General features: G+C 74.1%; 24 protein-coding genes. 6 read left to right on the forward strand and 18 right to left on the reverse strand.

Features of this window, described 5'->3' with window-relative positions; genetic code table 11:
• Window positions 1-52: 52 nt before the first annotated feature.
• The 8 genes from ACFQ87_RS01680 to ACFQ87_RS01715 all read right to left on the reverse strand — a co-directional run bounded on the left by ACFQ87_RS01680 (window position 53) and on the right by ACFQ87_RS01715 (window position 7,957).
• Window positions 53-403 (reverse strand): DUF2516 family protein, encoded by a 351-nt coding sequence (locus ACFQ87_RS01680; RefSeq protein WP_380608525.1) that lies wholly within the window; start codon window positions 401-403, stop codon window positions 53-55.
• Window positions 404-525: 122 nt separating this feature from the next.
• Window positions 526-1,044 (reverse strand): hypothetical protein, encoded by a 519-nt coding sequence (locus ACFQ87_RS01685; protein WP_380608526.1) that lies wholly within the window; start codon window positions 1,042-1,044, stop codon window positions 526-528.
• Window positions 1,045-1,046: 2 nt separating this feature from the next.
• On the reverse strand, window positions 1,047-1,454 hold the full coding sequence (locus ACFQ87_RS01690; RefSeq protein WP_380608527.1) for a helix-turn-helix domain-containing protein: 408 nt from the start codon (window positions 1,452-1,454) through the stop codon (window positions 1,047-1,049).
• 169 nt (window positions 1,455-1,623) lie between these two features.
• Complete coding sequence (locus tag ACFQ87_RS01695) at window positions 1,624-2,406, reverse strand: alpha/beta fold hydrolase (RefSeq protein ID WP_380608528.1); 783 nt, start codon at window positions 2,404-2,406, stop codon at window positions 1,624-1,626.
• A gap of 123 nt (window positions 2,407-2,529) precedes the next feature.
• Complete coding sequence (locus tag ACFQ87_RS01700) at window positions 2,530-3,651, reverse strand: MerR family transcriptional regulator (protein WP_380608529.1); 1,122 nt, start codon at window positions 3,649-3,651, stop codon at window positions 2,530-2,532.
• A 34-nt stretch (window positions 3,652-3,685) separates the two neighbouring features.
• Window positions 3,686-4,567: an RNA polymerase sigma-70 factor gene (locus ACFQ87_RS01705; protein ID WP_380608530.1), complete on the reverse strand. Its 882-nt coding sequence runs from the start codon at window positions 4,565-4,567 to the stop codon at window positions 3,686-3,688.
• A gap of 34 nt (window positions 4,568-4,601) precedes the next feature.
• Window positions 4,602-4,814: a hypothetical protein gene (locus ACFQ87_RS01710; RefSeq protein ID WP_380608531.1), complete on the reverse strand. Its 213-nt coding sequence runs from the start codon at window positions 4,812-4,814 to the stop codon at window positions 4,602-4,604.
• Complete coding sequence (locus ACFQ87_RS01715) at window positions 4,811-7,957, reverse strand: SNF2-related protein (RefSeq protein WP_380608532.1); 3,147 nt, start codon at window positions 7,955-7,957, stop codon at window positions 4,811-4,813. Before ACFQ87_RS01715 ends, ACFQ87_RS01710 begins: the two co-directional genes overlap by 4 nt.
• A 203-nt stretch (window positions 7,958-8,160) precedes the next feature.
• Between ACFQ87_RS01715 and ACFQ87_RS01720 the strand changes: the two genes are divergently transcribed.
• Window positions 8,161-8,781, forward strand: coding sequence for a YceI family protein (locus ACFQ87_RS01720; protein WP_380608533.1), 621 nt, complete (start codon window positions 8,161-8,163; stop codon window positions 8,779-8,781).
• Between the two features lie 108 nt (window positions 8,782-8,889).
• Here the strand turns inward: ACFQ87_RS01720 and ACFQ87_RS01725 are convergent, their stop codons facing one another.
• Window positions 8,890-9,867, reverse strand: a complete 978-nt coding sequence (locus tag ACFQ87_RS01725) for a LysR family transcriptional regulator (RefSeq protein WP_380608534.1) — start codon at window positions 9,865-9,867, stop codon at window positions 8,890-8,892.
• Between the two features lie 116 nt (window positions 9,868-9,983).
• On the opposite strand from ACFQ87_RS01725, the gene ACFQ87_RS01730 reads away from it, so the two are divergent.
• On the forward strand, window positions 9,984-11,267 hold the full coding sequence (locus tag ACFQ87_RS01730) for an MFS transporter (RefSeq protein ID WP_380608535.1): 1,284 nt from the start codon (window positions 9,984-9,986) through the stop codon (window positions 11,265-11,267).
• A gap of 9 nt (window positions 11,268-11,276) precedes the next feature.
• Complete coding sequence (locus tag ACFQ87_RS01735) at window positions 11,277-11,756, forward strand: macro domain-containing protein (RefSeq protein WP_380608536.1); 480 nt, start codon at window positions 11,277-11,279, stop codon at window positions 11,754-11,756.
• Here ACFQ87_RS01735 and ACFQ87_RS01740 read toward each other — a convergent pair.
• Window positions 11,741-12,319, reverse strand: a complete 579-nt coding sequence (locus ACFQ87_RS01740; RefSeq protein WP_380608537.1) for a GNAT family N-acetyltransferase — start codon at window positions 12,317-12,319, stop codon at window positions 11,741-11,743. The genes ACFQ87_RS01735 and ACFQ87_RS01740 overlap by 16 nt on opposite strands.
• A gap of 32 nt (window positions 12,320-12,351) precedes the next feature.
• On the opposite strand from ACFQ87_RS01740, the gene ACFQ87_RS01745 reads away from it, so the two are divergent.
• Window positions 12,352-12,501: a hypothetical protein gene (locus tag ACFQ87_RS01745; RefSeq protein ID WP_380608538.1), complete on the forward strand. Its 150-nt coding sequence runs from the start codon at window positions 12,352-12,354 to the stop codon at window positions 12,499-12,501.
• Window positions 12,502-12,511: 10 nt separating this feature from the next.
• Complete coding sequence (locus tag ACFQ87_RS01750; protein ID WP_380608539.1) at window positions 12,512-13,312, forward strand: TetR family transcriptional regulator; 801 nt, start codon at window positions 12,512-12,514, stop codon at window positions 13,310-13,312.
• 80 nt (window positions 13,313-13,392) lie between these two features.
• On the opposite strand, the gene ACFQ87_RS01755 is transcribed toward ACFQ87_RS01750, so the two are convergent.
• The 8 genes from ACFQ87_RS01755 to ACFQ87_RS01790 all read right to left on the reverse strand — a co-directional run bounded on the left by ACFQ87_RS01755 (window position 13,393) and on the right by ACFQ87_RS01790 (window position 25,281).
• Complete coding sequence (locus ACFQ87_RS01755) at window positions 13,393-14,673, reverse strand: GNAT family N-acetyltransferase (protein ID WP_380608540.1); 1,281 nt, start codon at window positions 14,671-14,673, stop codon at window positions 13,393-13,395.
• A gap of 41 nt (window positions 14,674-14,714) precedes the next feature.
• Window positions 14,715-15,236: a GNAT family N-acetyltransferase gene (locus ACFQ87_RS01760; protein WP_380608541.1), complete on the reverse strand. Its 522-nt coding sequence runs from the start codon at window positions 15,234-15,236 to the stop codon at window positions 14,715-14,717.
• A 123-nt stretch (window positions 15,237-15,359) separates the two neighbouring features.
• The gene (locus tag ACFQ87_RS01765; RefSeq protein WP_380608542.1) at window positions 15,360-16,643 is read right to left on the reverse strand and encodes a C40 family peptidase; all 1,284 of its coding nucleotides are present in this window, start codon (window positions 16,641-16,643) and stop codon (window positions 15,360-15,362) included.
• Between the two features lie 236 nt (window positions 16,644-16,879).
• On the reverse strand, window positions 16,880-17,965 hold the full coding sequence (locus ACFQ87_RS01770) for a hypothetical protein (protein WP_380608543.1): 1,086 nt from the start codon (window positions 17,963-17,965) through the stop codon (window positions 16,880-16,882).
• 88 nt (window positions 17,966-18,053) lie between these two features.
• Window positions 18,054-19,805 carry a threonine/serine exporter ThrE family protein gene (locus tag ACFQ87_RS01775; RefSeq protein WP_380608730.1) on the reverse strand — a complete coding sequence of 584 codons (1,752 nt, stop codon included), beginning with the start codon at window positions 19,803-19,805 and terminating at the stop codon, window positions 18,054-18,056.
• A gap of 239 nt (window positions 19,806-20,044) precedes the next feature.
• Window positions 20,045-20,698 (reverse strand): VTT domain-containing protein, encoded by a 654-nt coding sequence (locus ACFQ87_RS01780; RefSeq protein WP_380608544.1) that lies wholly within the window; start codon window positions 20,696-20,698, stop codon window positions 20,045-20,047.
• Window positions 20,699-20,873: 175 nt separating this feature from the next.
• Window positions 20,874-23,237: a hypothetical protein gene (locus ACFQ87_RS01785; protein WP_380608545.1), complete on the reverse strand. Its 2,364-nt coding sequence runs from the start codon at window positions 23,235-23,237 to the stop codon at window positions 20,874-20,876.
• A gap of 70 nt (window positions 23,238-23,307) precedes the next feature.
• Complete coding sequence (locus ACFQ87_RS01790) at window positions 23,308-25,281, reverse strand: ATP-binding protein (protein WP_380608546.1); 1,974 nt, start codon at window positions 25,279-25,281, stop codon at window positions 23,308-23,310.
• A gap of 256 nt (window positions 25,282-25,537) precedes the next feature.
• Between ACFQ87_RS01790 and ACFQ87_RS01795 the strand changes: the two genes are divergently transcribed.
• Window positions 25,538-25,858 carry a hypothetical protein gene (locus ACFQ87_RS01795; RefSeq protein ID WP_380608547.1) on the forward strand — a complete coding sequence of 107 codons (321 nt, stop codon included), beginning with the start codon at window positions 25,538-25,540 and terminating at the stop codon, window positions 25,856-25,858.
• Window positions 25,859-25,992: the final 134 nt, after the last annotated feature.

Raw genomic sequence — 25,992 nt, forward strand, 5'->3', positions numbered from 1 at the left:
GCCGCAGCCCGGGTGGGTGAGATCCCGCCCGGGCTGCGGCGTTGCCGTCGGTCTACCAGGGGCCGTACGGGCCGGTGTTGCTCCGGCCACCACGGCCGCTGCCGCCGGTCAGCGCCCGGATCGCCGGGCGGACGTCCACCACGTAGACGATCGAGGCGACCAGGCCGACCAGGGTGCCGATGCTGCCGAGGAAGTTCGCCCCGAACAGCAGGTCCCACCCGAAGCTGATCCCGAGGATGGCCAGCCAGAACCCCTTGGTCTTCTTGTCCGCCGCCCGGTAGGCGTCCTCCCGGCGGGTGGCCGCGTCGAGCAGCGCGAAGAGCTTGTAGCCCAGGATGGCCACGGCCATCCACCAGAACGGGTTCAGGTAGGAAAAGGCCAGGATCTGGAACACTCCGGTCATCGCGATCTCCTACGTCTCTCGGCTTGCCACGGCCCGGCCGTCGCCCATCCTGGCACGGCGACCGTCCGCAACGCTGTCAACGTCCGGCCGTCACCGGACGTGCCCGTGGCCGCGGGCCCCGATCACTCCGCGCCGTCGGGAGTGCCCTTCCGGGCCTTGGCGGACTTCTTCGGCGCGGCAGCAGGAGCACCGTCCTCGACCTGTTCGGCCTCGACCAGTTCGGCGGTCTCGGTGATGTCGATGGTGTCGGTGATGTCGTCCTGAGGGCGGGCCTTGTCGACCACGACCTTGCCGCGCTCGGCCAGCTCGTCGTACGTCTCCTTGGCCTTCACCGCCAGCTCGACCGCGCGGGCCACCTGCTGGAGGGCGAAGCCCTGAGCCCGCTCCTGAAGCGCCTTCAGGTCGGCGGGGAAGGTGGTGACGGCCTCGGTGACCTTGGCGGGCGCCCCGGTCAGCAGCTCCTGTGCCTCGTGCAGCTTGGCGGTCGCCTTCTCCTGTGCGGCCTTGCGGTCCGCCGCCAGCGCCTCGACCCTGCCCGGCACCTCGCGCAGCTTCTCGTAGGCGAGGTCCCCGGCACCGGCCAGGGCGTACAGCGGGGTCGGGTCGGTGAGGGTCTTCTTGATGTCTTCAGTGATCGGCATGGCTACCGGTCCTCCCGGTGGGTGTTCTGGGTGACTGCGCCGTCGGTCGTGGGACCGGAGGCCGAAGCGGCGTTCTCCTTGAGGAAGGCGTCGTAGACCGCGAGCAGCGCCTGCTTCTGCTGCTCGTTGATCAGCGGATCGGCCAGGATCGAGGCCCGCAGCTCCAACCCCTCACCCCGCCGTTCCTCCAGGATCCCGGCCTGGACGTAGAGCGTCTCCGCCGAGATCCGCAGCGCCTTCGCGATCTGTTGCAGGATCTCCGCGCTCGGCTTGCGCAACCCTCGCTCGATCTGGCTGAGGTAGGGGTTGGACACGCCGGCGGCCTCCGCCAGTTGGCGCAGCGAGTACTGCGCGCTGCGGCGCTGCTCGCGGATGTACTCGCCCAGGGAGGCGACGTTGAGTGAGGCCATATGGACAGGGTGCGGCAGGGCGCTTGCAATTGCAAGCAGGGTGCTAGCGGGGGGCAAGCGGGGGTGTCTGTTGTGGGGGGCTTTCGGGAGGGTGGGTGGCCGGGGGCGCGTCCCTCTCGCTGGAGGGGACGCGGGGTGGGTGGGGGGCCGAGGGGGGTGCTGTAGGTGGTTAGGCCAGGTGGGGTAGGAGAAGGGCGGTGAGGTGGTGGGGGGTGCGCAGGGGGAGGTAGTGGTCGGCGCCGGGGAGTAGGTGGTGGTGGGCGCCGGGTATGTCGGTGGTGAGGCGTCGGGCGATGGCCGCGATCTCGGGGTGGTCGTGGGCTCCGTGGACGACCAGGGCGGGGGCGGTGATGCGGGCGAGGTGGGATTCGGCGTCGCGGGCCGGGGCGCCGGCGAGGTGGTGCTCGCTGATGATGCGGCGGGTCGCGTTCTCCCGGACCATCGTTTCGATCAGTGCTCCGCCGGGGGCGGTGCGGCCGAGGGTGGCCCAGACGGACAGTTCCAGGTCGGCGAGTGTTGCCGCGTCGCCGCGGCGGCGGGCCTCGGTGTAGGCGGAGGTGTCGGGGGACGGTGGCCAGTCGTGGCCGCTGACCGAGGCGCCGACGAGGGCCAGGGCGGTGACCCGCTCGGGGTGGGCGAGGGTGAAGTCCAGGGCGGTCTCGCCGCCCATGCTCAGGCCGACCAGGGCGGCGCGGTCGAGGCCGAAGTGGTCCAGGACGGCGCGCAGGTCCTCGACGTCGTCGAAGGTCCGTTCCGGGGGCGTGGACCGGCCGAGGCCGCGGGCGTCGTAGCGGATCACGTCGTGGTGGCGGGACAGTTCGGGGACGACGGCGTCCCACAGTCGGGAGTCCATGCCGGAGCCGTGCAGCAGCACCACCGGGGTGCCGGCGCCGCGGCGTTCGGCCCATAGGCGGCCGCCGTCGGGGGTCTGGACTTCGGAGTCGGTGCTCATGCGGAGGATCCTTGCAGAGCCGCTGCAGGAGCAGGGTTCGCGGCGGCGGGTCGCGGGCGAGGACTGCGGGCGCGCCCCGGCCTTCGGTCCGATCACATCACGGGGGCGTCGAGGGGCTGGGAGTCACGCGGCGTCGGGGAGGCGGACGGGCATCAGGACAGAGAAGGTGCCTGCTTGGTCCGGGGTGCGGATGGCGAGCGGGGCGATCGGCCCGCCGAGTTCGAGCAGGAGCTGTTCGGGGTGGCCGGCCCGGAGGGCGTCGAGGAGGAAGTCGCGGTTGACGGCGACCTGGAAGTCCCCGGCCGCGGGGGTGGAGGCGACGGTGAGGCGGCCGTCCTGGGTGAGGGTCAGGATGGTGACGTCGCAGTCGGTTCCCCGGGGGCCGGAGGGGAGGGTGCGGGTGGCGCCGGTCTCGACGGCGGCGCGCAGGTCGGCGGCGGGCAGGGTGATCCGGTGCTGCGGTTCGAGCCGGGTGAGGACGCGGTGGTCGGGGTAGTCGAAGTCGAGCGCGGCGCCCTCGATGCGGTGGCCGCCCGCCTCGGCGCGGAAGGTACCGGCGCCCAGGGTGAGCGTGACCTCGGCCGGGGCGGTGGGGAGCAGGGCGCGCAGGGCGTCCGCCAGCGGGGTCGGGACGATGGTGCCGGCGGTCGGCTGCTCGGGCGCGCCGGTGGCGGGGACCTCGGCGAGGGCCAGCCGGTAGCGGTCGGTGGCGACCAGGCGCAGCACCGGGCCGTCCGGTTCGAACAGCACTCCGGCGAGGGAGGGCAGTTCCGGGTCGCCGCAGACCGCGAAGCGGACCGCGTCCAGGGCGGCGGCCAGGCCGTCGGCGGGGACGGTGATGGGGGTCCCCCCGGCTGAAGGCCGGGGGAGGGTCTCGGCGGGGGTGGTGGTCATCGGCTGCTCCCTCTGGTCGACCATCGTGCGGATCAGGGAGAGCTCGCGGCGGGCGTCGGCCAGGCCGTCCTCCAGTCGGCGCAGGTGCGCGTCGAGGACACGTCGGGCCTCGCCGCTGCCGGGGTCGGCACCGAGCACGGCGCGGATACCGGCCAGCGGCAGGCCGACCCGGCGCAACCGGGCCAGCAGCCGGGCGTCGGCGAGTTGGGCGGGCCGGTACCAGCGGTAGCCGGTGTGCGGGTCGACCCAGGCGGGGGTGAGCACCTCGGCGCCGTCGTAGTAGCGCAGGGTGCCGACGCCCAGGCCGCTGTTGCGGGCCAGCTCGCCGATGCTGTGCAGCTCGCTCTCCATGCCGATGACTCTCCGGGCTCGACCTGGTGGAGGGTCAAGCGAGGTGGGCGAGCTTGTGCGGGTTGCGGACGGCGTGGATCGCGGAGATCAGCGGCTCGCCGTCCGGCCCCCGGGTGAAGTCGAAGACCGAGACGGAGTCGACGGCGCCGTGCACGGTGATCAGCACTCCGGGCTCGCCGTTGACCAGCACCGGGCGGGCGTCCGCGCCCTCGCCCAGCTTGCGGAGCAGGCCGAGGATGAAGCGGGCGACCTTCTCGGCGCCGGTGATCGGCCGCAGCGCGGCGGTGATCACGCCGCCGCCGTCGTTCCAGGAGGTGACGTCGGGGGCGAGCAGTTCGAGCATCCGGTTGAGGTCGCCGCCGACGCAGGCGGCCAGGAACTCGTCAGTGGCCCGGCGGCGCAGCTCCGGCGGGGCGTCGTAGCGGGGGCGGCGGGCGCGCACGTGCGCCCGGGCCCGGCTGCCGACCTGTCGGCAGGCGGCCTCGGTGCGGTCCAGGGCCTCGGCGATCTCCAGGTAGGAGAAGCCGAAGGCCTCCTTGAGGACGAACACCGCCCGTTCCAGCGGGGACAGGCTCTCCAGCACCACCAGTAGGGCGAACGAGACGGCCTCGGCGCGCTCGACGCCGTCGGTGGCGTCCGGCTCGGTGACCAGCGGCTCGGGCAGCCAGGGGCCGACGTAGGACTCACGGCGGACGACGGCCGAGTCGAGCCGGTTGAGGGCGAGGTTGGTGACCGTGCGGGCCAGGTAGCCGCCCGGGCTGGCGACCGGACCGGTGACCCGGCTCCAGCGCAGCCAGGTGTCCTGGACCAGGTCCTCGGCGTCGGCGACGCTGCCGAGCATCCGGTAGGCGATGCCGAAGACCATCCGCCGGTGCTCTTCGAAGTCGGCCAGACGGGTCTCTGAAGTGTCGGTCACGCTCGGGACGTTACCGCACGGTAGGCATCGGGGTTCAGCTGCGGAAGGCGTCGTAGACGGGGGCGAGCAGGATGGCGAGGTCGCGGCCGTGCACGGTGATGCCGGAGCGGCCGAGGCGGCGCAGCGAGGGTTCGCCCGGCTCCTCGTCGGGCTGGTCGGGGCGCAGGGTGAAGTCGCCGCGCCAGTAAGCGACGACGTTGACCATGGGCGGCTTCGAAGCGATCGGGTGCTGCGGCTGGTCGGTCACGCGCCCTCCTCGGCGACGGCGTCCTCGCGGGTGAGGGTGACGAGTTCGCGCAGGGCCCCGACCGGCAGGTCGGTCAGCCAGTGCTCTCCCTCGCCCACCACGGTTTCGGCCAACGAGCGCTTGTCGGTGAGGAGTTCGTCGATCCGCTCCTCGACGGTGCCGACGCAGACCAGGCGGCGGACCTGGACGTCCCGGCGCTGGCCGATCCGGAAGGCGCGGTCGGTGGCCTGCTCCTCGACCGCCGGGTTCCACCAGCGGTCGAGGTGGATCACCTGGTTGGCGGCGGTCAGGTTGAGTCCGGTGCCGCCGGCCCGCAGCGAGAGCAGGAACACCCTTGGCCCGTCCGGGGATTGGAAGCGGCGGACCAGCTCCTCACGGCGGGCCCGGGGGACGCCGCCGTGCAGGAAGAGCACCTCCTCGCCGAGCCGGCGCTCCAGGTACGGGCGCAGCATGGTGCCGAACTCGGCGTACTGGGTGAAGACCAGTGTCCGGTCGCCCTCGGCCAGCGCCTCCTCCAGCAGTTCGGCGAGTCGGGCGACCTTGCCCGAGCGCTCGCCCAACGGCGAGCCGTCGTGCAGCAGTTGGGCCGGGTGGTTGCACACCTGCTTGAGCTTGCCGATCGCGGCCAGCACGGTGCCGCGCCGCTCCACGCCCCGGATGCCCTCGACCCGCTGCAGCAGGTCGGCGACCACGGCCTGGTAGAGGCCGGCCTGCTCGGCGGTGAGGTTGCACCAGACGGTCATCTCCTGCTTGGCGGGCAGTTCGACCGCGACCGCCGGGTCGGACTTGAGTCGGCGCAGCACGAACGGACCGGTGCGGCGCCGGAGTTCGGCGGTGCGCTCGGGGCTGCGGTGCAGTTCGACCGGGATCGCGTAGCGCTCCTTGAAGCGCTCGGCCGGGCCGAGCAGGCCGGGGTTGGCGAAGTCCAGGACGGCGTGGAGTTCGGCGAGCCGGTTCTCCACCGGGGTGCCGGTCAGGGCGATCCGGTGGCGGGTGACGGGCAGTGCGCGGATCGCCCGGGACTGCGCGGTGCCGGTGTTCTTGATGTACTGCGCCTCGTCGGCGACCACCCGGCGCCAGCGGATCGCGCGCAGGGCGGCGAGGTCGCGCTGGACCAGCCCGTAGGTGGTGATGACCAGGTCCACACCCCGTACGGCTTCGGCGAGTCGCTCCGCGCCGAGGCGGCCGGTGCCGTGGTGGACGTGGCGCCGCAGGCCGGGGGCGAAGCGCTCGGCCTCGCGCTGCCAGTTGCCGACCAGGGACATCGGGCAGACCAGCAGGGTGGGACCGGTGGCACCCTCGGCCCGTTCGGCGGCCAGCAGGGCGAGGGTCTGGACGGTCTTGCCGAGGCCCATGTCGTCGGCCAGCACGGCGCCGAGGCCGAGCCCGGACATCGTGCGCAGCCAGGCCAGGCCGCGCCGCTGGTACGGGCGCAGCTCGGCGCGGAAGTCCGGCGGCAGCGCGAGGGCGTCGGGGTCGGCCGGGTCGGCGGCGCGGCCGGCCAGCAGGTCGCCGAGCGGGCCGTCGGCGCGCACGCCGGTGACCGGCAGTCCGGCGACGGTCGCCTCGGGGTCGAGGGCGAGCCGCAGCAGGTCGGCGGCGGCCAGCCGGCCGTCGCGCTGCTCGGTGAGGAAGGCGAGGGCGGCGGCGATCTGCGCCGGGTCGGCCTCCAGCCAGGTGCCCCGGACCCGCACCAGGCCCTGTTTGGCGGCGGCGAGTTCGGCGAGTTCCTGTTCCGTGAGCGGGGTGCCGTCCGGGCCGAGCGCGGCCTGCCAGCGGAAGGCGACCACGGCGTCCCGGTCGACCTGGCCGGCGACGGCGAGGGCGCCGGGCGCGGGCGGGGTGGCGGCGCGCAGGGCGAGCCCGAGCCGGGGGCGGCGGCGCCACCAGGCGGGCAGCAGCACGCCGAAGCCGTTCTCGGCGAGCGCGGGCGCGGCGGTGCGCAGGAAGTCGAGCGCGCCGGCCCGGTCGAGCGGGAGGGCGGACGGGCGGGGGCGGTGGCGCAGCCCTTCCAGGGCGGGGCAGCGGTGGGCGGCGCGGGCGAGTTCGGCGACCAGGACGTCAGCGGGCTCCCGGCCGTCCGTGGCCTTGCGGGCGAGTGCGGCGTGCGCGGCGCCGCCCTCGTGCAGGTCGGCGGCGCGGACCAGCAGGGAGGGTTCGTCGACGGCCTGGAGCAGGAACTCCAGCTGCCAGGCGTCGTCGGAGGGGCGGCCCTCGGGGTCGTCCGGGTCGGGACCGAGCGGTTCGAGCAGGCGGATGCAGAGCCGCAGTGCGGGGTCCGCGGGTTCGGCGGCGGCGTACCAGGCGTCGATCCGGTGGCGCAGTTCGGCGAAGTCCTCGGCCGGGACGTCGCCGAGTTCGCCGGAGGGGGTGCCGAGGGCGTGCAGCCAGCGGTCGGCGGTGGCGGCGCCGGCCGCGGGGAGGGGGTGGTCGGCGAGTGCGGCGCGGGCCTCGGCGTCCACCAGGGCGCCGAGGGCGGCGTCCAGCAGGGCCTCCCCCGTTCCGGCGCCGGTGGGCCACTCCCCCAGCAGCACCGGTGGGCAGCCCGCCGCCAGCGCGGCGGCCTCGCGGTGCCCGGCCGGGGTGGGGTCGGGCCGCCAGCGGGCCTGCGGGCGGCCGTCGGCCGACACGGGCAGCGGCAGCAGCCGACCCCGGCCGACCGCGCGCCAGGCGAGGTCGTGCACCCCGGTGAGCCAGCGCAGCGAGGGGCCGTACACCACCTCGACCCGGCCGGTGCCGGGCAGGTCGGTGCCGGTGACGGCCCAGTGCGGGTCGTGCACCTCGCCGAGCAGTTGGGCGGCGGCCGCGGCATCGAAGAGCAGTGCCGGGACCCGCCAGGGGGTGAGGACGGCGCCGCCGCGCGGCGGGGTGACCGGCAGGTCGGGCGAGGGGGCGGGCAGGGCGCCGACGGTGGGCAGCAGCAGGGTGGCCCAGCGTTCGGGGGCCTGGCCGGCGAGCCAGCCGAGGCCGGGTCCGATACCGCCGAGCACGGTGGCCAGTTCGCCGGCCGGGCAGGCGTAGGGGTGGGCGCGCGGGGCGGGCCGGTCGGGCTGCGGTTCGGCGGCGCCGGGGTGGGTGCGGGCGTCCTCGGCCCAGAGCGCGAGCCGTCCGTCCGCCCGCCAGAGCGCGTGCAGGACGAACATGAGGGGCCTCTCGGGGCGGGGAACCGGTTCTTCGCAGCCTAGCCGCGTGGTCCGACAACGGCCGTCGGGCCGGGCCGCGGGACCGATCGGGTGAATCAGGAAGAAAGCCCCCGCACTTGTGGTTGAAAATTGAACGACAGCGTCGTACGCTGGAGCCAAGAAGTTGAAGCCTAAACAAATGGCTTCGAACCCGAGGAGGAGCCATGGGCCTGTTCAACCGCACCAAGACCGCCACCACCGCCCCCGTCGCCACCGTCGCCGTCCAGAAGACGGCCGGCCCGGACCTGTCGCACCTGACCGGCGACTGGACGATCGACGCCATGCACAGCGAGATCGGCTTCTCGGTCCGCCACGCGATGGTCACCAACGTCAAGGGCCGCTTCACCGAGTACGACGGCAAGCTCCACCTCGACGGCGCCGCGCCGGGCAACTCCTCGGCGGACCTGGTGATCAAGGTCGCCAGCATCGACACCAACCAGGCCCAGCGCGACGAGCACCTGCGCACCGGCGACTTCTTCGCCGCCGAGACCTACCCGGAGATCCGCTTCCGCAGCACCGCCACCGAGCAGCTCGGCGACGGCTCCTACCGGATGACCGGCGAGCTCACCATCAAGGACACCACCCGCCCGGTGGTCCTGGACCTCGAGCACACCGGCAGCGCCACCGACGCCTACGGCGCCGAGCGGGTCGGCTTCGAGGGCAAGACGGTCGTGGACCGCACCGCCTTCGGCCTGACCTACAACGCGGCCCTGGAGACCGGCGGCGTGCTGATCGGCGAGAAGGTCAAGCTCAGCTTCGACATCTCCGCCGTCAAGGCGGCCTGACCCGGCCGTCCGCGGCCCCGGCGGCCCCTGCGGCCGCCCACCGACCGCCGCCCCTGCCCGTACCCCCGGGGCAGGGGCGGCTTCCTGCTCCCCTACCGGCGCCGCGCCCTACCCGCCGACCAGCGCCGCGTCCGCCGACGGCAGCCAGCTCCCGTGCGGGCGGCGCAACCAGCCCTCGGCCGTGCCGAGTTCAGCCGCCGCCCCGGCAAGCGCCCGCAGGCCCGGATGGCGCTCGCCGGGCCGGTGCACCAGGCTGACCAGGCTCAGCGGCACCGGCTCCACCAGCGGCACGTTCACCGCCCCCGGGATCCTCGGACCGCCGACCGTGGTCAGCATCGGGTCGCCGTGCCGGGCCAGGTAGCGGGCGGTCTCGTCCAGGCCCACCGGCGGGACGTACGGCGCGGCGGCGGTGAGGCCGTGCTCGCGCAGCAGCCGCTCGCCGAGGTCGGCCCACTCGGTGGTGGCCGGGTTGCCCGCGCAGATGTCGACGGGGTGCCCGGCCAGCTCCGCCAGCCGCAGCACCGGGCGGCCGGCCAGCGGGTGGGTGTCCGCCATCATCACCGAGATCCGCTCCAACCGCACCGGCAGCTGGGCGAGTTGGCCGCGCATCGGGGCGGGCAGCCCGGCGAAGCGGCCGAAGGAGGCGTCCAGCCGGTGCGCCAGCAGTTCGGCGGCGGCCGCGGCCAGGCCGCCGTGGAAGCGGGCCAGCAACTCGCCCTCCGGCCAGTCGGCGCGGGCCCGTTCGAGCACCCGGTCGGCGGTCAGGTCGGGGCCGGTGACATCGCTGTTGAGGTCGAGCAGCAGCGGCCGGGCGGCGGCCCCGGTTCCGGCCTCGGCGAGGATCTCGTCGTGCAGGGCGAGGAGTCGGCGCACCCGGGGCAGCAGCCGCCGCCCGGCCGGGGTGAGCTCGACGCTGCGGGTGGTGCGGGTGAACAGCGCCTCGCCGAGCAGCCCCTCCAGGGAGCGGACGTCCCGGCTGAGCGCCTGCTGGGCGACGTGCAGCCGCTCGGCGGCCCGGCCGAAGTGCAGTGTCTCGGCGGTCGCGAGGAAGCCGCGGAGCAGTCGGGGGTGCAGGTCACGGGGCATGCCCGGCAGATTAACAACACCGTGTTGTGAGTGCGGCGAAACAGGTGTTGGACGCCCGGCCGCCACCGCCGCCAGGCTTGGCGCATCCCCTTCCGTCCTGATGCCCAGGAGCCCGCTTGCCCTCGCCCGCCCTCCTCGCCTCCTACCGCCGGCTGTTCTCGGCCCCCGGCGCCGCCGCCTTCACCCTGGCCGGGCTGCTCGGCCGGCTCGCACTGTCGATGAACGGCGTCTCGCTGGTGGTACTGCTCGCCGAGCGGCGCGGCTCGTACGCGCTCGCCGGGACGGTCTCGGCGGCCGGACTGGTCACCGGCGCGATCGGGATGCCGCTGCTCGGACGTCTGGTGGACCGCTACGGGCAGTCCCGGGTGGCCGTACCGGCCGCGTTGTACAACGCCGTCCCGTTGCTCGCCCTACTGCTCTGCGTCCGGCTCGGCGCACCCGACTGGACGCTGTACGCCTGCTGGGCGGCCTGCGCGGCCGCGCCCAACCTCGGCGGCATGGCCCGGGCCCGCTGGGCGCACCTGTACCGGGACGACCCGGCCGCCCGACACCTGGCCAACTCCCTCGAACAGGCCCTGGACGAGCTGTGCTTCATGACCGGGCCGGTGCTCGCGATGCTGCTCTGCACGACGCTCGCCCCGGAGGCCGGACTGCTCACCGCCGGCACCCTCGGCACCACCGGCGCCCTGCTGTTCGCCGCCCAGCGGCGCACCGAACCGCCGCTTCCCGTACGGGCTTCGCGCGAGCAGCGGCACGGCTCCCCGCTGCGGGTGCCCGGGCTGCGGGTGCTGGTGCTGACCTTCCTGGCCACCGGCATGGCCTTCGGCGCGACCGAGATCACCACGGTGGCCTACGCCGACGCGCTCGGCCACAAGGCGGCGGCCGGCGGACTGCTCGCCCTGGTCGCGGCCGGCTCCTGCGTGGCCGGGCTGCTGTTCGGTCTGCTGACCCCGCGTCGGGCACCCGGCGCGCGCTTCCTCGCCGGGGCGGCCTCGATGGCCGGGGTGCTGTTGCTGCCGCTCGCGGCCGGGTTGGGCGGGGCCGGGCTCGGGGTGCTCGGGGTGGCGCTGTTCGCGGCGGGCACGGCCACCGCGCCGACCATGGTGACCGGGATGACGCTGGTCCAGGAGCTGCTGCCGCAGCGGCAGTTCAACGAGGGGATGGCGGTGGCGGTGTCCGGCATCGTGGTCGGCATCTCGGCCGGCGCGGCGCTCGCCGGGACGGTCGCCGAGCACGCCGCCCCCGGCACCGGCTACGCCCTGCCGGCCTCGGCCGCCGCGCTCGCCCTGCTGATCGCGCTGGCCGGGCGGCGGCACCTGATGGCGCGAAAGGGGCCGGCCGCGGCGCGAAAGGAGCAGGCGCCGGAAAATCCCGAGCGGGTTGTCAGTGCCTCCGTCTAACTTCGAGTCATGGCGGAAATCACCTACGTCCAAGGCGATGCCACCACGCCCCAGGGCAAGGGCGTGAAGGTGATCGCGCACGTCTGCAACGACCTCGGCGGCTGGGGCAAGGGCTTCGTGCTCGCGCTCTCCAGACGCTGGCCCGAGCCCGAAGCGGCGTTCCGACGCTGGCACCGGGAGCGGGCAAAGAACGACTTCGGCCTCGGCGCCCTGCAGCTGGTGCAGGTCGAGCCGTACGTCTGGGTGGCCAACCTGGTCGGCCAGCGCGGCATCCGGACCGGGCGCTCCACCGGAGTGCCGGTGCGGTACGAGGCCATCGACACCGCACTGGCCGCCCTGGGTGAGCGCGCACTCGAACTCGGCGCCTCCGTCCACATGCCGCGGATCGGCTGCGGACTGGCGGGCGGGCGCTGGGCCAAGGTCGAGCCGCTGGTGGCGGCCCGACTGACGGCGCGCGGCATACCGGTGACGGTCTACGACGTCGACTGACCGCTGGTCGACGTCGGGCCGGAGGCCGGCCCGGGCGCGGCCGGCCAGGCGTACACGTACTCGGGCAGCAGGTAGCCGCCCGGGAAGACGCCCTCCTGCGCCCTGATCCGCACCCCGCCCTCGCGCTCGTAGAAGGCGACCGCGCGGGTGTTGCCGCTCAGCACCTCCAGGTACAGCTCGGCCCCGGGGTGCCGCTCGGCGACCTCGGCGCGGGCGGCAGCCAGCAGCTCGCGACCGATCCCGCCGCCGGTGCGGCCGGGGCGTACGTGCAGGTTGTCCACCAGCACCCGGCCGTCGGGCTGGGGCACCAGATAGACGAACCCGGCCGTCTCACCGGCCCGTTCGGCGATCAGCAGGACCGGAGTGTTCTCCGGCTCACCGTAGTCCGCCGCCAGGCGCAGCTCCCACAGCTCGCGCCGCTGCGCGGCCAGTCCGTCCCCGATCGCCTCGTCGGGGACGATCCCCCGGTACGTGGTGCGCCAGCTGTCGGCATGCAGCTCGGCGACGTGCGCAACGTCCTGCGCTCCGCCGTGCCGGATGGTGGTCTGCCCTGAACCGATCATGTGATGAGCCTCCCACAACAATGGAGTTGAACATGTTCAATCGAACCCACTACAGTTCCCACCAGCTTTTGAACGCGTTCGAAATCACGGGGGTGGTGGTCGCGGTACCGGATGCGGAGGGGGCATCCGGTGCCGCGAGCACCGACAACACCGACACCGGATGGAACGTGGTCTCCGGCTAGGCTCGTGCTCGTGGACGACCTGGCAGCGACGAACCGAACGGACGGCGAGAAGGGTGCGGCCGAGCTTGCGGCCGCACCCGGCACGGACACCGGGCCCATGCCCGGCGGCCGGGCACAGCCGAAGACCGACAAGAGCGAGGCGACCCGGGCGCTGATCCTGGAGACGGCCATGCGGCTGTTCCAGGAGCGGGGCTACGAGAAAACCACGATGCGCGCCATTGCCACCGAGGCGGGCGTCTCGGTCGGCAACGCCTACTACTACTTCTCGGCGAAGGAATTCCTGATCCAGGGGTTCTACGACCGGATGACCCACGACCACGCGGCCGATGCCAGGCGCCGCATGGCCCACACCCGGGACTTCGCCGAGCGGCTGCAGATCGCGCTGACCTCCTGGCTGGACACGGCCACCCCGTACCACGAGTTCGCCGCGCAGTTCTTCCGCACCGCGGCCGACCCGACCAGCTCGCTGAGCCCGTTCTCCGACGAGTCCCACCCGGCCCGGGCGACGGCGGTCGAGCTGTTCCGCGAGGTCCTCCAGGGCTCCGACCTGGCGCCGAAACTGGACGCCGAGCTGGGCGAGTTGCTGCCCGACGTGCTCTGGCTGCACCTGATGATCGTCGTCCTCTACTGGGTCTTCGACCGGACCGAGGACACCGAGCGGACCAGGGAGTTCGTCCGGCGCTCGACCCCGATGGCGGCCCGGCTGATCAACCTCTCGCGCTACCGGGTGTTCCGGCCGATCGTGCGCGACGCCAAGGGACTGATCCAGGACTTCATCCTGCCCACGATCGGCAAGACGGCCGTCAAGTAGCGCCTCCGCCACGGACCTTGTGACACACCCCAGGCCGGCCCGCGGTGCGCGGGCCGGCCTGGGCCCGTAATACCGGTGGTTCAGAACTCGGTCGGCGTCCAGGCCTGAAGCGGGGCGCGCAGCAGCAGGTCGGCGGCGGCCGCCGCACCCGGGCGCAGCTCGGTGAGCAGGGCGGCCGCGGCCAGCCTCGGGGCCGTCTCGGAGCCCAGGTAGAGCGAGCCCAACTCGGAGGCGCCGAGGGAGAGATCGGCGTCGTCGGTGGTCCGGGTGCAGCGGCCGGTGCCGTCCTCACCGACCTCGATCGCGAAGCGGCCGGAGGCGTAGCCGAGCCGGTCCTCGACCTCCAGCACCACCCGGCCGGGGGCGCCGTACGCCCGGGCGTTGAAAGCGGCCTCGACGTCCAGTAGCCGCAGCCACATGGAGTCGGAGTTCTCCCCGTGCGGGGTGGCCGCGCGCGGGTCCTGGAGCAGCAGGGGCAGCGGGTCGTCCGGGGAGAGGTTCTCCACCGTGACCTTGCGCACCCAGTCGACGGACAGGACCAGCCGCCACAGTTCGACCGCGGTGGGCAGGTCGAGGGCGATGAACTCCTCCACGGTGAGCGCGGAGTCGGGGAAGGCGCCGTCCCACTTGTTCTCGACCCGGTAGACCACCAGGCCGGTGACCTCGCCGTCGGCGTCCCGGTGGACGGCGGTGAACGGCTCCTTGAAGTCGTCGCCCGGCACCCGGATCTCGTTGGTCCTGCGCTGCCACCAGATCTCGTCCCGGGTGATCGCGCCCGGCTGGGTGAGCCGCCAGTGGTCGTACAGCTCCGCGCCGAGCTCGCGGTGCTCCGCCAGGGTCACGAAGTCGATCCGGCCGCCGGGCACGCCCGGCAGGCCCTCGCGCAGACCGCGGGTGCGCCCCAGGTCGATGTCCCAGCCGCAGCCCCAGGTGGCCGGGCCGAAGCCGAAGCGGCCGTAGATGTTGTACTCGGCGGCCATCAGGACGGCGACCGCGCAGCCGCGCTCGGCGGCGGAGGCGAGGTCGCGCCGCATCATCGCGCTGAGCAGGCCCCGGCGGCGGTGCGTCGCGCTGACCGTGACGTTGGTGATCGCGTCGGCCCGGACGACGGCCCCGCCGGGGACGGTCAGCTCCACGTCGAAGCTGCGGAAGGTGGCGATCTGGCGGCCACCGTCGAACCCGGCCTGCATCCGGCCCGGCTCCCACTGCATGCGGCGCAGTTCCGGCGCGACACCCGCGTGCGGGCGCAGGAAGCCGAAGTTGAGCGCCCGGTTCCAGGCCTCGACCTCCTCCACGGAGACGGCTCGGACCTGGAGCCCGTTCACGGTGTCAACGGAGGTGTCATCGATGGTGTTGCCCATCGGGCCACCGTACGGCGGTGGCCCGATGGGCGGCATCCGATTTATTCCGTGCCCGACCGGGCGTGCTCCCCCGGTGTCACGACCCAGTGGTTGGCGCGCAGGATCCGGTCCGCGAAGTCGAGGTCGCGTTCGCCGAGCAGCCGGAAGCCGAGCGCCCGGCAGATCCCGTTGGAGGGGCCGTTGGTGACCCCCGGGTTCGCGTGCACCTCGCCCCAGCGGCCGTCCTCGGCGGCGGCATCCAGCAGTTGACGCACCGCCGCCTTGGCGAGGCCCCGGCCCTGGTACTCGGGCAGCACCATCCAGCCGATCTCGGTGACGGCGACGCCGTCCTCCTCGTCCTGCCAGAGCACGATCGTGCCGGCCGCCTCGCCGTCGTCGGCGCCGTCCGGGACGATCACCTTGATCCAGGCGCTGTCCGCCGCCGCGAGTTCGAGGTCCTTGCGCAGCCGCGCCTCCACCTTCTCCCGCGGCAGTGGCCCGCCCAGCTCGGCCATCATCCCGGCGTCGCACCGCATCCGGACGTACGCCTCGACGTCGCCCGCTTCGACGTTCCGCAGCCGCATGGCTCCTCCTCAGGAGTGGTCGTGCGGCCACGTTAGCGTCGGCCGCTGACACTCGACCCGGTGCCGGCCGGGGCGGAGCCGATCGACCCCGACCGGGCCGACCTCGAAGCGCCGACCTCGGAGTTACGGGCGGGCGTAGAAGTCCGGGGTGCCCATGATCCAGAGGCTCGCCTGTTTGACCGGCATGCCGACGCGGGGGGCCTCGATCATCTGGTCGTCGCCGATGTAGAGGCCGACGTGGTGGATGTCGGCGGCGCGGCCGGTGTCGGTCCAGAAGACCAGGTCACCGGGGCGCAGTTGGCGGTAGGTGATCGGGGTGGACTGGGCGTACTGGTCGGCGGCGAAGTGGTTGAGCTCCTTGCCGCCGGTGCGCCAGGCCATCATGGTCAGCCCCGAGCAGTCGTAGCCGTCCGGGCCCTCGCCGCCCCAGATGTACGGCAGGCCGATCTTGGAACGGGCGAAGGCCACGGCGGCGGCCGCGCCCTCGGCGGACCAGGGGCGGGCGACCGGCGGTGCCGCCGGGGTCTTGGCCGCGGCGGCTGCCGCCTCGCCGCCGCGGGCGGCCTGTTCGGTGGCGGCACGGGCGGCCGCCTCCGCCTCTCGGGCGGCGATCGCCTCCAGGGCCTCGCGGCGCTTGCGTTCCAGCTCGACGGTGGTGTGCCGGGCGGCGGCCAGTTCGGCGAGCAGCTGTTCCCGGCGCTGGGTGGCGGCGGCGACCTCGCCCTGCTGGGCGGCCAGCCGCTGCCCGGCCCGCGCCTTGGCGGCGCCGACCTCGGTCGCGGCCTTCTCGGCGGCCGCGGTGGCGGTGCGGGCGGTGGCGGAGGCGGACTTCGCGGCGGCGGCCGTGGAGGTGGCGGCGTCCAGGATCTGCCGGGTGCGCTCGCTGGCCACGCCGACCGCGGCCGCCCGGTCGCCGGCCTCGCGCGGACCGCGGGCGCCGAGCAGGGCGTTGAGCGCGGACAGTTCGGCGCCCGCGCCCTGGCGGTACGTTTCGGCGGCCAGTCCGGCGGCGGCCTCGACGGCCTCGGAGCGCTCGGCCTCGGCGGCGGCCGCGCGCCGGGCGGCGGCGGTCTCCTCGGCGCGGGCCCGGGTGAGGGCGAGCTGGGCCCCGTTGTAGGCCTCGACGGCCTGTTCGGCGCCGCGTCCGGCCCGGTCGAGTTCGGTCCGGGCGGCGGTGAGCGCGGTCTCCAGGGCGGTGACCGTGGCGGCCTTGCCGTCGGCCTCGGCGCGGGCCCGGTCGATCTCCTCGCCGGTCGGGTACGGGTCCGCTCCCCCGGCCTCTCCCCGGGCCTGGCCGGTCGCCGGTTCGGGGTCGGCGGGGTCGGCAGGGGCGGCCTGGGCGGCGGGGAGCAGCCCGAGCAGGGCAGTGAGGGACAACAGGAGGGTCGGCAGGAGCCTGCGTGCCACGAGACATCCCTTCTCAGGAATCCGGAGGGGACGACGGCGGACGCCGAGCGGCACGCGGGCGGGCGGCAGGATGGCGGGAGTCCGACGAATCATCCCATTACATGACAGAACGGTCACTCGCTGATCATGTTCTCAACTCCGGCGCTTTTCACACCTCGAACGCGCTCCGCCAGCCGGGTGATCATCCGATGATCCGATCGAGCGTCAACTCCGGTCGGGTGCACGAGGCATACGAACTACCGGCGGATCCGGCGGATTCGCGTCCGCAGGTGGGGGTGTCGCTCGGGCCGGCGCTCCTGCCCGGTCGGGCCGAGCGCGTACGTCCGATTGCGCCCGGCCCGGACCGTGCGGCGGCGCTGCTTCGCCCCTCGGGAGCGGCCCGGACCGCTGCCGGAGGCGCCCTCCACCGGCTGCGGGTACGCCGTGTGCGGGTGCGCCGCCACCCCGGCGACGGCCACCGAGCGCCGGTCGACCAGCCGGGCCTGGCGGCGGGCCAGCGCCCGGGCGGCGTGCGCGTCGAGGTGGGCGGAGGCCCGGGCGGCCATCCGCTCGGCGACCCGGTGGGCGGCCGGGTGGTTGGCGGGCACCTTGTCGGGGGCACCGGCGATCAGGTCGAAGAGCCAGGTGCGGGCCCGGTCGGCGCGCCGGTGCAGCAGGCGCTCACGCCGCAGCGCACGCGCCCGGCGCCGGGAGCGCGGCTTGTACCGCCAGCGGGCCCACGGGCTGCTCGGGCGGGCCAGCCGGCTCGCGCCGATCCAGGACAGGCCGGGGACCATGATCCCGAGCAGGCCGGTCCACATCTTGCCCTTGAGCAGGGAGATCACCGAGGCCAGCGCGTTCACCGAGATCACCGTGATCAGGCCCCACCGGGTCTCCTCGCCCGGCAGGGCGCCGAACGGCACGTACCCGATCAGCAGCAGGGCGGTGAACAGGATCCCGAAGATCACCGCGTCCACCGACTTCCGGCCCTGCTCGCTCCAGTACACGTCGTCCAGGTGCAGGATCAGCGCGAACTCGTCCAGCACCAGGCCGCAGCCGATGCCGAAGAGCAACCCGAACCAGTCGATCCACGGGGTCCCGCCGTAGGTCGCGAACACCCCGATGCCGCCGACCAGCAGGAAGCCCAGGCCGAACACCATGTGGTGGATGTGCAGGCCTCCCGGGGTGACGTTGCCGGGCCACCAGCGCACCTGGGCGCGGATCATCCGCACGCTGAAGCGGATGAAGACGAAGGAGGTGATGAAGCCGACCAGCAGCAGGAACAGCGGTTGCTTGTGCGCGTTGACGATGTGCTCGCGGTAGCCGTCCAGCAGTGTGGTCATGGGTCTTACCTTCGTTCCTGGTCCTGCGTCCTGCCTGCCGCGACATGGCCCGGGGCCCAACACGCCTCCAACACCGGTCAACGTGCGATCAGAACCCCCGGGTGCGCTTCGCCGCCCGACGCGGCACGGCCGGGTAGAGCGAGGGGAGCTCGGCGCCGACCGGCAGTTTCAGGAACAGCCGGGCGATCTCCCCACCGAGGTTCACCCCGACCGCCAGCGCCATCGCGATCGCCGCCGCCCGGAAGACCGACACCAGACCGGTGCTGGAGTGCCCCTGGGCGAAGGCCAGCATCCCCAGGTAGAGCGCCGAACCCGGCATCAGCGGGCCGATCGCGGCGGTCACGTACGGCAGCGCCGAGCCGTTGCGGGAGCGCGCCATCAGCTGGCCGAAGAGGCCGACCAGGCCGGCCGCCACGCCCGTCGCGGCGATCGGGTTGATACCCGCGTTGTAGACCAGCGCGCCGTAGCTGGCCCAGCCGATGCCGCTGTTGACGGTGACCAGGGCGAGGGTGCGGCGGTCGGTCTGCAGCAGCATCGCGAAGGCCAGGGTCAGCAGCATCGCGGCGACCATCTGGACCGGCGGGTAGCTGATGCCGGCCAGGCTCTCGTCCGGCTTCAGCTTCGCCTCGAAGCCGACCCCCAGGTAGAGGATCACCATCACGCCGATCACGATGCCCGCGACCAGGTAGATCACTTCCAGCAGGCGGGCCGCGGCGGTGATGTAGAAGCCGGTCAGGCCGTCCTGGACGGCGGCCACCAGGGCGCGCCCGGGCAGCAGGGCGAACAGGCCGCCGGTGATCACGACCGAACCGCGCAGGCCCCAGTCGTTGAGGGACAGGATGATGCCCGAGGCCGCGGCCGGCATCGCGGCCGCCACGAACTGGTAGAACTCCGGCAGCCGGCGCCGGGCCAGCGCGGAGGCCAGCCGGTCGCCGAGCACGGCCGCGACGAAGGCGCTGGCGAAGACCAGCCAGGCCTTGTCGTCGACCCGCCCGCCGACCAGGAAGGTCGCCGCGCCGGCCAGCAGACCGGTGGTCAGGGCCAGCAGCCAGGCCGGGTACGGGTGCCGGTTGCGGCGGATCAGGGCCAGCCGGCGGTAGGCGTCGTTGACCGTCACCTTCTCCGCGGTGATGTCGGCGACCAGCTCGTACACCGCGTTCAGCCGGGTGTAGTCGGAGGTGCGGCGGCGCACCACGCGGTCGGCGGTGACCGGCGGCTCGACCAGCGAGGGCTGGTGGGAGATGCCGATCAGGGTGAAGGTCACCTGCGGCTCGCAGCGGTCCAGCCGGTAGGCGTGCGCGATGCCGAGCATCGCCGCCTCGACGTCCTCGGCGGCCTCGCCGCTGGCCAGCAGCAGCTCGCCGATGCGCAGGGTCAGGTCGAGGATGCGGGGGACGTTGCGGGTGGTGCCGGCGGAGGGGTGCAGCTCGCGGGCGGTCCGCTCGAAGGCGGGACGCTCGGACATCGGGGTGCGCAGCAGGGTGCGCATCCGGTCCGGCCAGGGCGCCTCGCCCGGGGCTCCCGGGGTGAGCTCGGGGATCGGGATGCCGGTGGGCGGGGTGTAGCCGGCCGCGCGCCACTCCTCGGGGGTGAGGGTGTCCTCGGCGACCGAGCGGCGGCGGGCCGGGCGCTCCGCCCCGGGGCGGGCGTCCCGGGGCCGTACGTCGACGGTGAGCTCGGGGTGCGGCTCGGCGCGTGGCGGCGGGGTCGGTTCCGGAGCCGGTTCCGGGGTCGGTTCCGGGGTCGGTTCCGGCGTCAGCAGGCCCTTGGTCTCGGGGACGGGCGGGGCGAGCGGGACGACGACGGTCGGCTCGACGGGCGGGGCGGGGTGGCCGAGCAGGCCCTCGGTGGGCGGTGCGTCGGCGGGGTGCACCGGCTTCGGCGGCGCCTGCCGCGCCTGACGGACCGCCCGGCCTCCCCTCGCCCGCTTGCCCGCACCCGGTCGGCCCCGCTTAGGCACTTCCACTCCTTGCCACCCCTGGTGGCCGCCGGCCACCGCTCGATCTCGGGTTACACCTTGCCTGATCGAACAGCGTGACGCACATGTACGCGACGTCCCGTGACCTGCGCCGCGATCGCCTACCCGGCGCGGTGGCGGGCGGCGGACGCCGTGCCGGAACGGCGGGCCCGGAGCAGTTCGATCGCCACCGGGATCACCGAGACCAGCACGATGGCTACCAGGATGGCCTCGATGTTGTCCCGGACGAAAGGGATCCGCCCGAGGAAGTAGCCGAGCACGGTGACGCCCCCGCCCCAGAGCACGCCGCCGACCACGTTGAACACCACGAAGCCGCGGTAGTTCATCCTGCTCACCCCGGCGACGATCGGGGTGAAGGTGCGGACGATCGGCACGAAGCGGGCCAGCACGATCGCCTTGGGGCCGTGCCGTTCGAAGAAGGCGGCGGCCTTCTCGACGTTCTCCTGCTTGAAGACCCGGGAGTCGGGGCGGCGGAACAGGCTCGGCCCGACCTTCCGGCCGAACAGGTAGCCGACCTGGTCGCCGGCGACCGCGGCCAGCACGATCAGCGCGCAGACCAGCCAGAGCGGCTGGTGCAGGTAGGTGCCGCCGGCCACCAGCAGGCCGGTGGTGAACAGCAGCGAGTCGCCGGGCAGGAAGAAGCCGATCAGCAGGCCGGACTCGGCGAAGACGACGGCCAGGATGCCGATCAGGCCGAAGGCGGAGATCAGGTTGGTCGGATCGAGCCAGGAGGGGCCGAGGGCGAGGCTGGTCACGGTGCGGGCACTCCCGGGGTCGAGGCTTGGCAATGAAACGGTAAAGCACCGACAAAGACTCGACTTCGGCTCGAATGGTTCCCCGGCGGAGGCGGGAGCACGAACGCCGGGAACGCCGCCGGCCCCGGCGGTCAGTGGTGACCGTCGGGGCCGGGGCGCCCTGGGGAACGGGGGCTCAGAGCCCGTAGCGCTCGATGATCTCCGTGTGCCGGGCGAGGTCCGCCTCCGCCGCCTTGGCCAGGTCGAGCCAGGCGAGCGGGTGCTCCCAGCCGGCGGTGAGCCGGTGCATCAGCGCGTCCGCCTCGGCGGACGAGGCGGTCGGGGGCACCCCGAGCGCGGCGTAGATGCCGGGCAGCAGTTCCTCCTCGTCCTCGTCCGCCGGGTCGTGGACGCTGTACTGCTCCCCGCTGTACGCCCAGACCGCGTAGCCGCTCTCCCGCAGGTCGTCGCGCAGCGCGGCCCAGGCCTCGTCGCCGGGCCAGGCGCCGTCGATCCAGTAGGTGGTGTAGCCGGCCGGGTCGAGCGGGGTCAGCAGCTCGAACACCGGGCGCCAGCGCACCCGCTCCGCCTCGGGGACGTCCTCTCCCGGCGGCTGCTCCAGCAGGGCCGGGGCGAACACCACCACGTCGCCGTGGTTGAGCGTCAGGTCGTCGCCCAGCACCGGCAGGATGCGGGCGGTGGCCGGGCCGGTCCGGACGGCGGGCAGGTCGGCCGTCGCGCCGTTGGTACGGGTGGCGCGGACCGTGACGAGCTGCCACTCCTCGTCCACCGGGCCCTCGGGCTCGTCGAACTCGATGCCGATCCGCGCGCCGGTGGAGCGGACCACGGCCCAGTCCCGGTTGGCGGTGGCCGCGGTGATCAGGTGCCAGAGGTCGGACTCCTGGACCGTCCGGTGCAGCTGCTCCTCCCCTGCCTCCTCGGCCGGCAGGGCGTGCTCCAGCAGGTCCTGGTAGAGCCGCTGCGCGGTGGCGTGGTCGCCCAGCCGGGTGGCGGCGGTCGCGGCCAGCCGACGGGTGTTGATCCGGCTGCCGTCCAGCGCGAGGATCGCCCCGCACTGCTCCAGCACCTCGGCCCAGCGGCCCTCGGCGGCGGCCCAGCGGGCGCGGATCCAGTGCCCGTCGGACGGGCTGGACACGGCCAGCCGGTCGGCGAGGTGACGCACCCCCTCGGCGTCCGCGGCCTCGATCAGGGCCTGCCCGAGGGTGCCGGTCAGCTCCTCGCTGCCCGGGTCGGCCTCCAGCCGCCGCCACAGCAGGTCGGCGGCGGCCCGGGCGTGGCCGAGGCCACCGAGCACGGTGGCCAGCAGGAGGGTCAGTTCGGTGGCGCCGGCCTGCTCACCCCGGTACCGGTCCAGGGCGACGGAGAGCAGGTCGGCGCCGGTCTCGTAGGGCACCCGGGCCTCGGCCAGGTGCGCCGTCAGTTCGCCGGGCGGAACCGGCAGCTCGGGCACCGGCAGTGCCTCGGCTGCCGCGCGCAGCGCGGCGACCTCCTCGGCCACGCCGTCGGTGCGCAGCAACCGGGTGAGCTTACGCTCTCCCGTCGCGGCGAGCGTGAGCGCCACCGTACGGGCGCCGCGGGCGACGGCCAGCCGACCCGCCACCAGCAGCAGGTCCACGCACGGGCGGTGCGAGCCGGTGGCGTCCAGGTACCCGACCCAGTCGGCCAGCACGGCGCCCAGCTCGGCGTCGTTCTCCCGGGCGCCGGCCGCGACCAGCAGGGCGACCGTCTCCGCCCACGCCTGGCGCAGGTCGGCGTGGCGCCCGGCGGCCTCGAGGGAGGGCAGCAACGGGAGCGCCTGCGCCGTCCGGCCGAGCGAGGCCAGCGCGCGGGCCCGCAGCAGGCCGCCCCAGAGCCGGTCGCTCTCGTCGAGCTCGCGGCCCCGGGCGCGCTCGGCCTGTTCGGCGGTGTCGACCAGCGCGAGCACCGCGTCGTGCCGGCCCAGCCGGTGCAGGGTGCCGGCCCGGGCGTGGTGGAAGTGCAGCGAGAGCCGCTCGCCGGCGGCCTGTATTCGGGCGGCCGCGGTGTCCAGGTGGCTGAGCGCCTCGGCCGGGCGACCGTCGTCCTCCAGCGCGTCGGCGTACTCGCGGGAGAGGCAGTCGAAGCAGGCTCGGGCGGGCTCGATCCGCTCCAGCGTCTCGGCGAGCACCTCCAGCCGCTGCGGCACGTAGCCGGGGCCGTCGACCCGGGCGTGGCAGATCGCGAAGTCCTGCACCACGCAGACCGACTGCGGGCAGCCGGCCGTCTCCTCGCGGTGGGCGAACTCCAGCAGCTCGACCGCCTCGGGCAGGGCCTGCTCGCCCTGGTGGCGCTTGTTCAGCAGGTTCTGCATCCGCCAGTGCCGCAGGTAGACCTCGACCCAGGGCAGGCCGAGGGCCCGGGCGGCGGCCACCGCCTCCGGGTAGACCGCGTCCAGCTGCTCGTTGCGGCCCTCGTTGGCGTGGCCGGGGAGCTCGTAGATGGCGTCGGCCAGCCGCCGGTGGCCGGCCTCGGCCAGCTGGCGGTGGGTGTCGTGGACCCAGGCCCAGATGTCGGTCGTCATGCCTGCTCCCCCTGCGTCGTGCTGATCAGTTTTCTACCGCAAGCCACTGACAACCCGTCGGCCACGCCCGTCACGCCTCCTCCGAGAGCGCCACGGGGCTGTCCGGGACGGACGGCAGGCCGGCCGGGACGGCGGCGGTCAGTGCGGAGACCGCGGTGCCGATGCCGGCCAGCGCGGCGCCGAGGTCCCCCTCGGCGGGGCCGGCCGAGGCGGAGGCCATGATCACCTTGAGCGAGCGGAGCAGCCCGGCCGCGGTGGCGCTGCCGGTGTGCCCGGTGCGGTAGGCGGCGAGCAGGTCCTGGACGGCCGGGCAGGCCAGGTTGAGGTAGAGCCGGGCCTTGGCCCCGCCGTCGGTGCGGGCGGTGAACGCCCGGGCCAGCCGCAGCGCGGCGGACGGGATCCGGGCGTCGGCCTGGTCGTCCTCGATCCGGGCCTTCAGCTCGGCCTCGCGGTCCGGCACCAGGACCAGCGGCAGGCCGGGCGGGTCGAAGCGGGCCGGGACGAGCTGCTCGCCCGGCTCGGCGAGCGCGCCGGCCAGCCAGGCCGACTCCTCGGGCAGCAGGGGGCGCTCCGGGTCGCGGAAGAGTTCGCGGTTGCCCTGCTCGCTCCCCAGCTCGACCAGCCGACAGCCGCGCAGCTGGGCGTAGCGGCGCAGGAACGGCAGGACGGCGTAGCGGTCGCCGCGGGCGATCGGCACCTGCATCGCCCGGTAGAGCATCTCCTCGAAGCCGCCACCGCTGCCGAGCGCGACGTGCACCGCTCCCCCTCCGGCCGCGCGCAGGCCGCCGGCAGTGAGGTCGCCCTGCGAGGTGGGCACCGGGACGTCGTCGGCGAGCAGGGTGAACAGCCGCTCGTCGCAGAGCGCGGCGCCGAGCAGGTCCTGGCCGTGCCGGGTGAGGATGCGGCGCCAGGCGGCGGGCCGCAGCCGGGCCGTCTCGTACAGGCCGTCCACGATGGCGTCGGTGAGGACCTTCTGCAGCGCGCGGTAGTGCTCGTCGCGCTGGAGGTCCTCGCGGCTGGCGGTGGGGGTGAGCCGGTTGGACTCCACCACGCCGCCGATGAACCCGGCCCAGCTGGGCAGCAGGTCGCGGGCGTCCTCGGCGAGCAGCATGCCGCGCAGGTAGACGGCGAGGTCGCGGTTGTCGCTGCTGCCGTAGGTGCCGCCGTCCTGGACCCAGAGCAGGCCGATCGCGTCGGTGCCGCCCTCGACGGCCCCCTCGTCCCGGACGGCTGGCACGGGGAAGGCGGTGAGCGGCTCGAACCGGCGGCCGAAGGCGGTGGCGAAGCGCATCCGGGCGGCGTACTGGTCGCCGTCCCAGGTGCGACGCGAAGCCTCTCCGGCAAGGGTGGTGGTGGGCGACGGGTGGGCCTTCTGCCGCCAGGGCACCTGGACGGAGTTGACGGGCTCGGTGTCGTCGCCGACGTAGACCGGTATCGGCAGCAACACGCAGTAGCGGCCGAGGACTTCGCGCAGCGCTTGTTCGTCGGCGAGGTGGGCGTGCCCGGCCTTGAGCGCCAGCTCGACCACGGTGCCCGGCTGCGGCCGGGCGGGGACCGGCTCGACCTGGTACTGCTCGCCGCCGCGGCTGCGGTAGCGGTGGCCGAGCCGCGGCTCGCGGTGCGAGGTGGTGGTGACGGTGACCTCGTCGGCGACCGAGAAGGCGGACAGGAAGCCCAGGCCGAAGGCGCCGATCAGCTCCTGGTTGCCGGTCAGTTCGCGCAGCATCCGGGTGTAGCCGGTGCCGACGGTGGCGAGGTAGGAGTGGATCTCGGGCTCGGTGAGGCCGGCCCCGGTGTCCTCGATGGCGACGGTCCGCCGGGTGGCGTCGGCACGCACCCGGATCAGCGGGCGGTGGTCGCCGTCCGGGTCCTCCAGGAGCCGGCGGGTGTGCGAGTCGTGGGCGTTCTGGACGAGTTCGCGCAGGGCGACCAGCGGGGTGGAGTAGAGGTGGGTGGCGAGGACGTTCACCAGGCCGCCGAGATCGACCTCGGTGGTGCGCAGGTCCTCGGCGGGGGTGGGCTCGGTCGGGGCACCTTCAGACATGGGTCCCCAGTGTGCCAGTGCGACAATCCGGCGACCATTTCTTTCTTCCCGACGGAATGACGGACGACGAGTTGATGGCGCATTGCAGTCAACTCTGAATTGACCGATCCCCCACCATCGAGGGAAATGCCACCCGTTTGGTGGAGTTCGTCCACGTCGCTGGGGAATGCTGACCGCGCGACGTCAGGCAACGGCGCCCACGGAGCGGCCACTCCGGAGCGCGCCACTTTCGCACTTCCAGCTCAGGGAGACCAGCGTGTCCCGTATTCGCGCAGCCGCCGCCGTCACCGCCCTCGGGGCCTTCCTCCTCGTCGGCGTCGGCGCCGCCACCGCGCACGCCGACGACGGCGCCGCCGCGACCGACCACTCCAACGGCAGCGTCGTGAGCAACGTCGGCTCCGGCAACATCATCGGCAACGTCCACGGCAACGTGGTCAACACCCAGCAGACGGCCACCGGTTCCGGCGCGAGCAACCAGAACAACGGCCTCGCCGTAGCCGGCAACGGCGGGAACGTCGGCGCCGTGCAGGGCAACGGGAACTTCGACGCCCGGGTCCACTACCCGCGCGTCGCCTAGGCCGGCCGGAAGGCGCCGAACGGGCCGGGTGCCCGCCCCCCCCCCCCCCGGGGGGGCCCCCGCCGCAACGTCGTGCGAGGGTCCGCCGTGCCGGGGCTGGCGCCGGCAGTCCGATGTCATGGTGGACGGTGCTG

This window comes from Kitasatospora sp. NPDC056531, from assembly GCF_042794375.1.
Taxonomy (GTDB): domain Bacteria; phylum Actinomycetota; class Actinomycetes; order Streptomycetales; family Streptomycetaceae; genus Kitasatospora.

Excerpts from the sequence above, each read along its gene's own strand:
- ACFQ87_RS01690 (WP_380608527.1), bottom strand. The coding sequence starts at position 1,454 with ATGGCCTCACTCAACGTCGCCTCCCTGGGCGAGTACATCCGCGAGCAG.
- ACFQ87_RS01790 (WP_380608546.1), bottom strand. The coding sequence starts at position 25,281 with ATGTCTGAAGGTGCCCCGACCGAGCCCACCCCCGCCGAGGACCTGCGC.
- ACFQ87_RS01685 (WP_380608526.1), bottom strand. The coding sequence starts at position 1,044 with ATGCCGATCACTGAAGACATCAAGAAGACCCTCACCGACCCGACCCCG.
- ACFQ87_RS01785 (WP_380608545.1), bottom strand. The coding sequence starts at position 23,237 with ATGACGACCGACATCTGGGCCTGGGTCCACGACACCCACCGCCAGCTG.
- ACFQ87_RS01700 (WP_380608529.1), bottom strand. The coding sequence starts at position 3,651 with ATGGAGAGCGAGCTGCACAGCATCGGCGAGCTGGCCCGCAACAGCGGC.
- ACFQ87_RS01745 (WP_380608538.1), top strand. The coding sequence starts at position 12,352 with ATGTTCAATCGAACCCACTACAGTTCCCACCAGCTTTTGAACGCGTTC.
- ACFQ87_RS01735 (WP_380608536.1), top strand. The coding sequence starts at position 11,277 with ATGGCGGAAATCACCTACGTCCAAGGCGATGCCACCACGCCCCAGGGC.
- ACFQ87_RS01720 (WP_380608533.1), top strand. The coding sequence starts at position 8,161 with ATGGGCCTGTTCAACCGCACCAAGACCGCCACCACCGCCCCCGTCGCC.
- ACFQ87_RS01715 (WP_380608532.1), bottom strand. The coding sequence starts at position 7,957 with ATGTTCGTCCTGCACGCGCTCTGGCGGGCGGACGGACGGCTCGCGCTC.
- ACFQ87_RS01755 (WP_380608540.1), bottom strand. The coding sequence starts at position 14,673 with ATGGGCAACACCATCGATGACACCTCCGTTGACACCGTGAACGGGCTC.
- ACFQ87_RS01695 (WP_380608528.1), bottom strand. The coding sequence starts at position 2,406 with ATGAGCACCGACTCCGAAGTCCAGACCCCCGACGGCGGCCGCCTATGG.
- ACFQ87_RS01725 (WP_380608534.1), bottom strand. The coding sequence starts at position 9,867 with ATGCCCCGTGACCTGCACCCCCGACTGCTCCGCGGCTTCCTCGCGACC.
- ACFQ87_RS01770 (WP_380608543.1), bottom strand. The coding sequence starts at position 17,965 with ATGACCACACTGCTGGACGGCTACCGCGAGCACATCGTCAACGCGCAC.
- ACFQ87_RS01760 (WP_380608541.1), bottom strand. The coding sequence starts at position 15,236 with ATGCGGCTGCGGAACGTCGAAGCGGGCGACGTCGAGGCGTACGTCCGG.
- ACFQ87_RS01680 (WP_380608525.1), bottom strand. The coding sequence starts at position 403 with ATGACCGGAGTGTTCCAGATCCTGGCCTTTTCCTACCTGAACCCGTTC.
- ACFQ87_RS01740 (WP_380608537.1), bottom strand. The coding sequence starts at position 12,319 with ATGATCGGTTCAGGGCAGACCACCATCCGGCACGGCGGAGCGCAGGAC.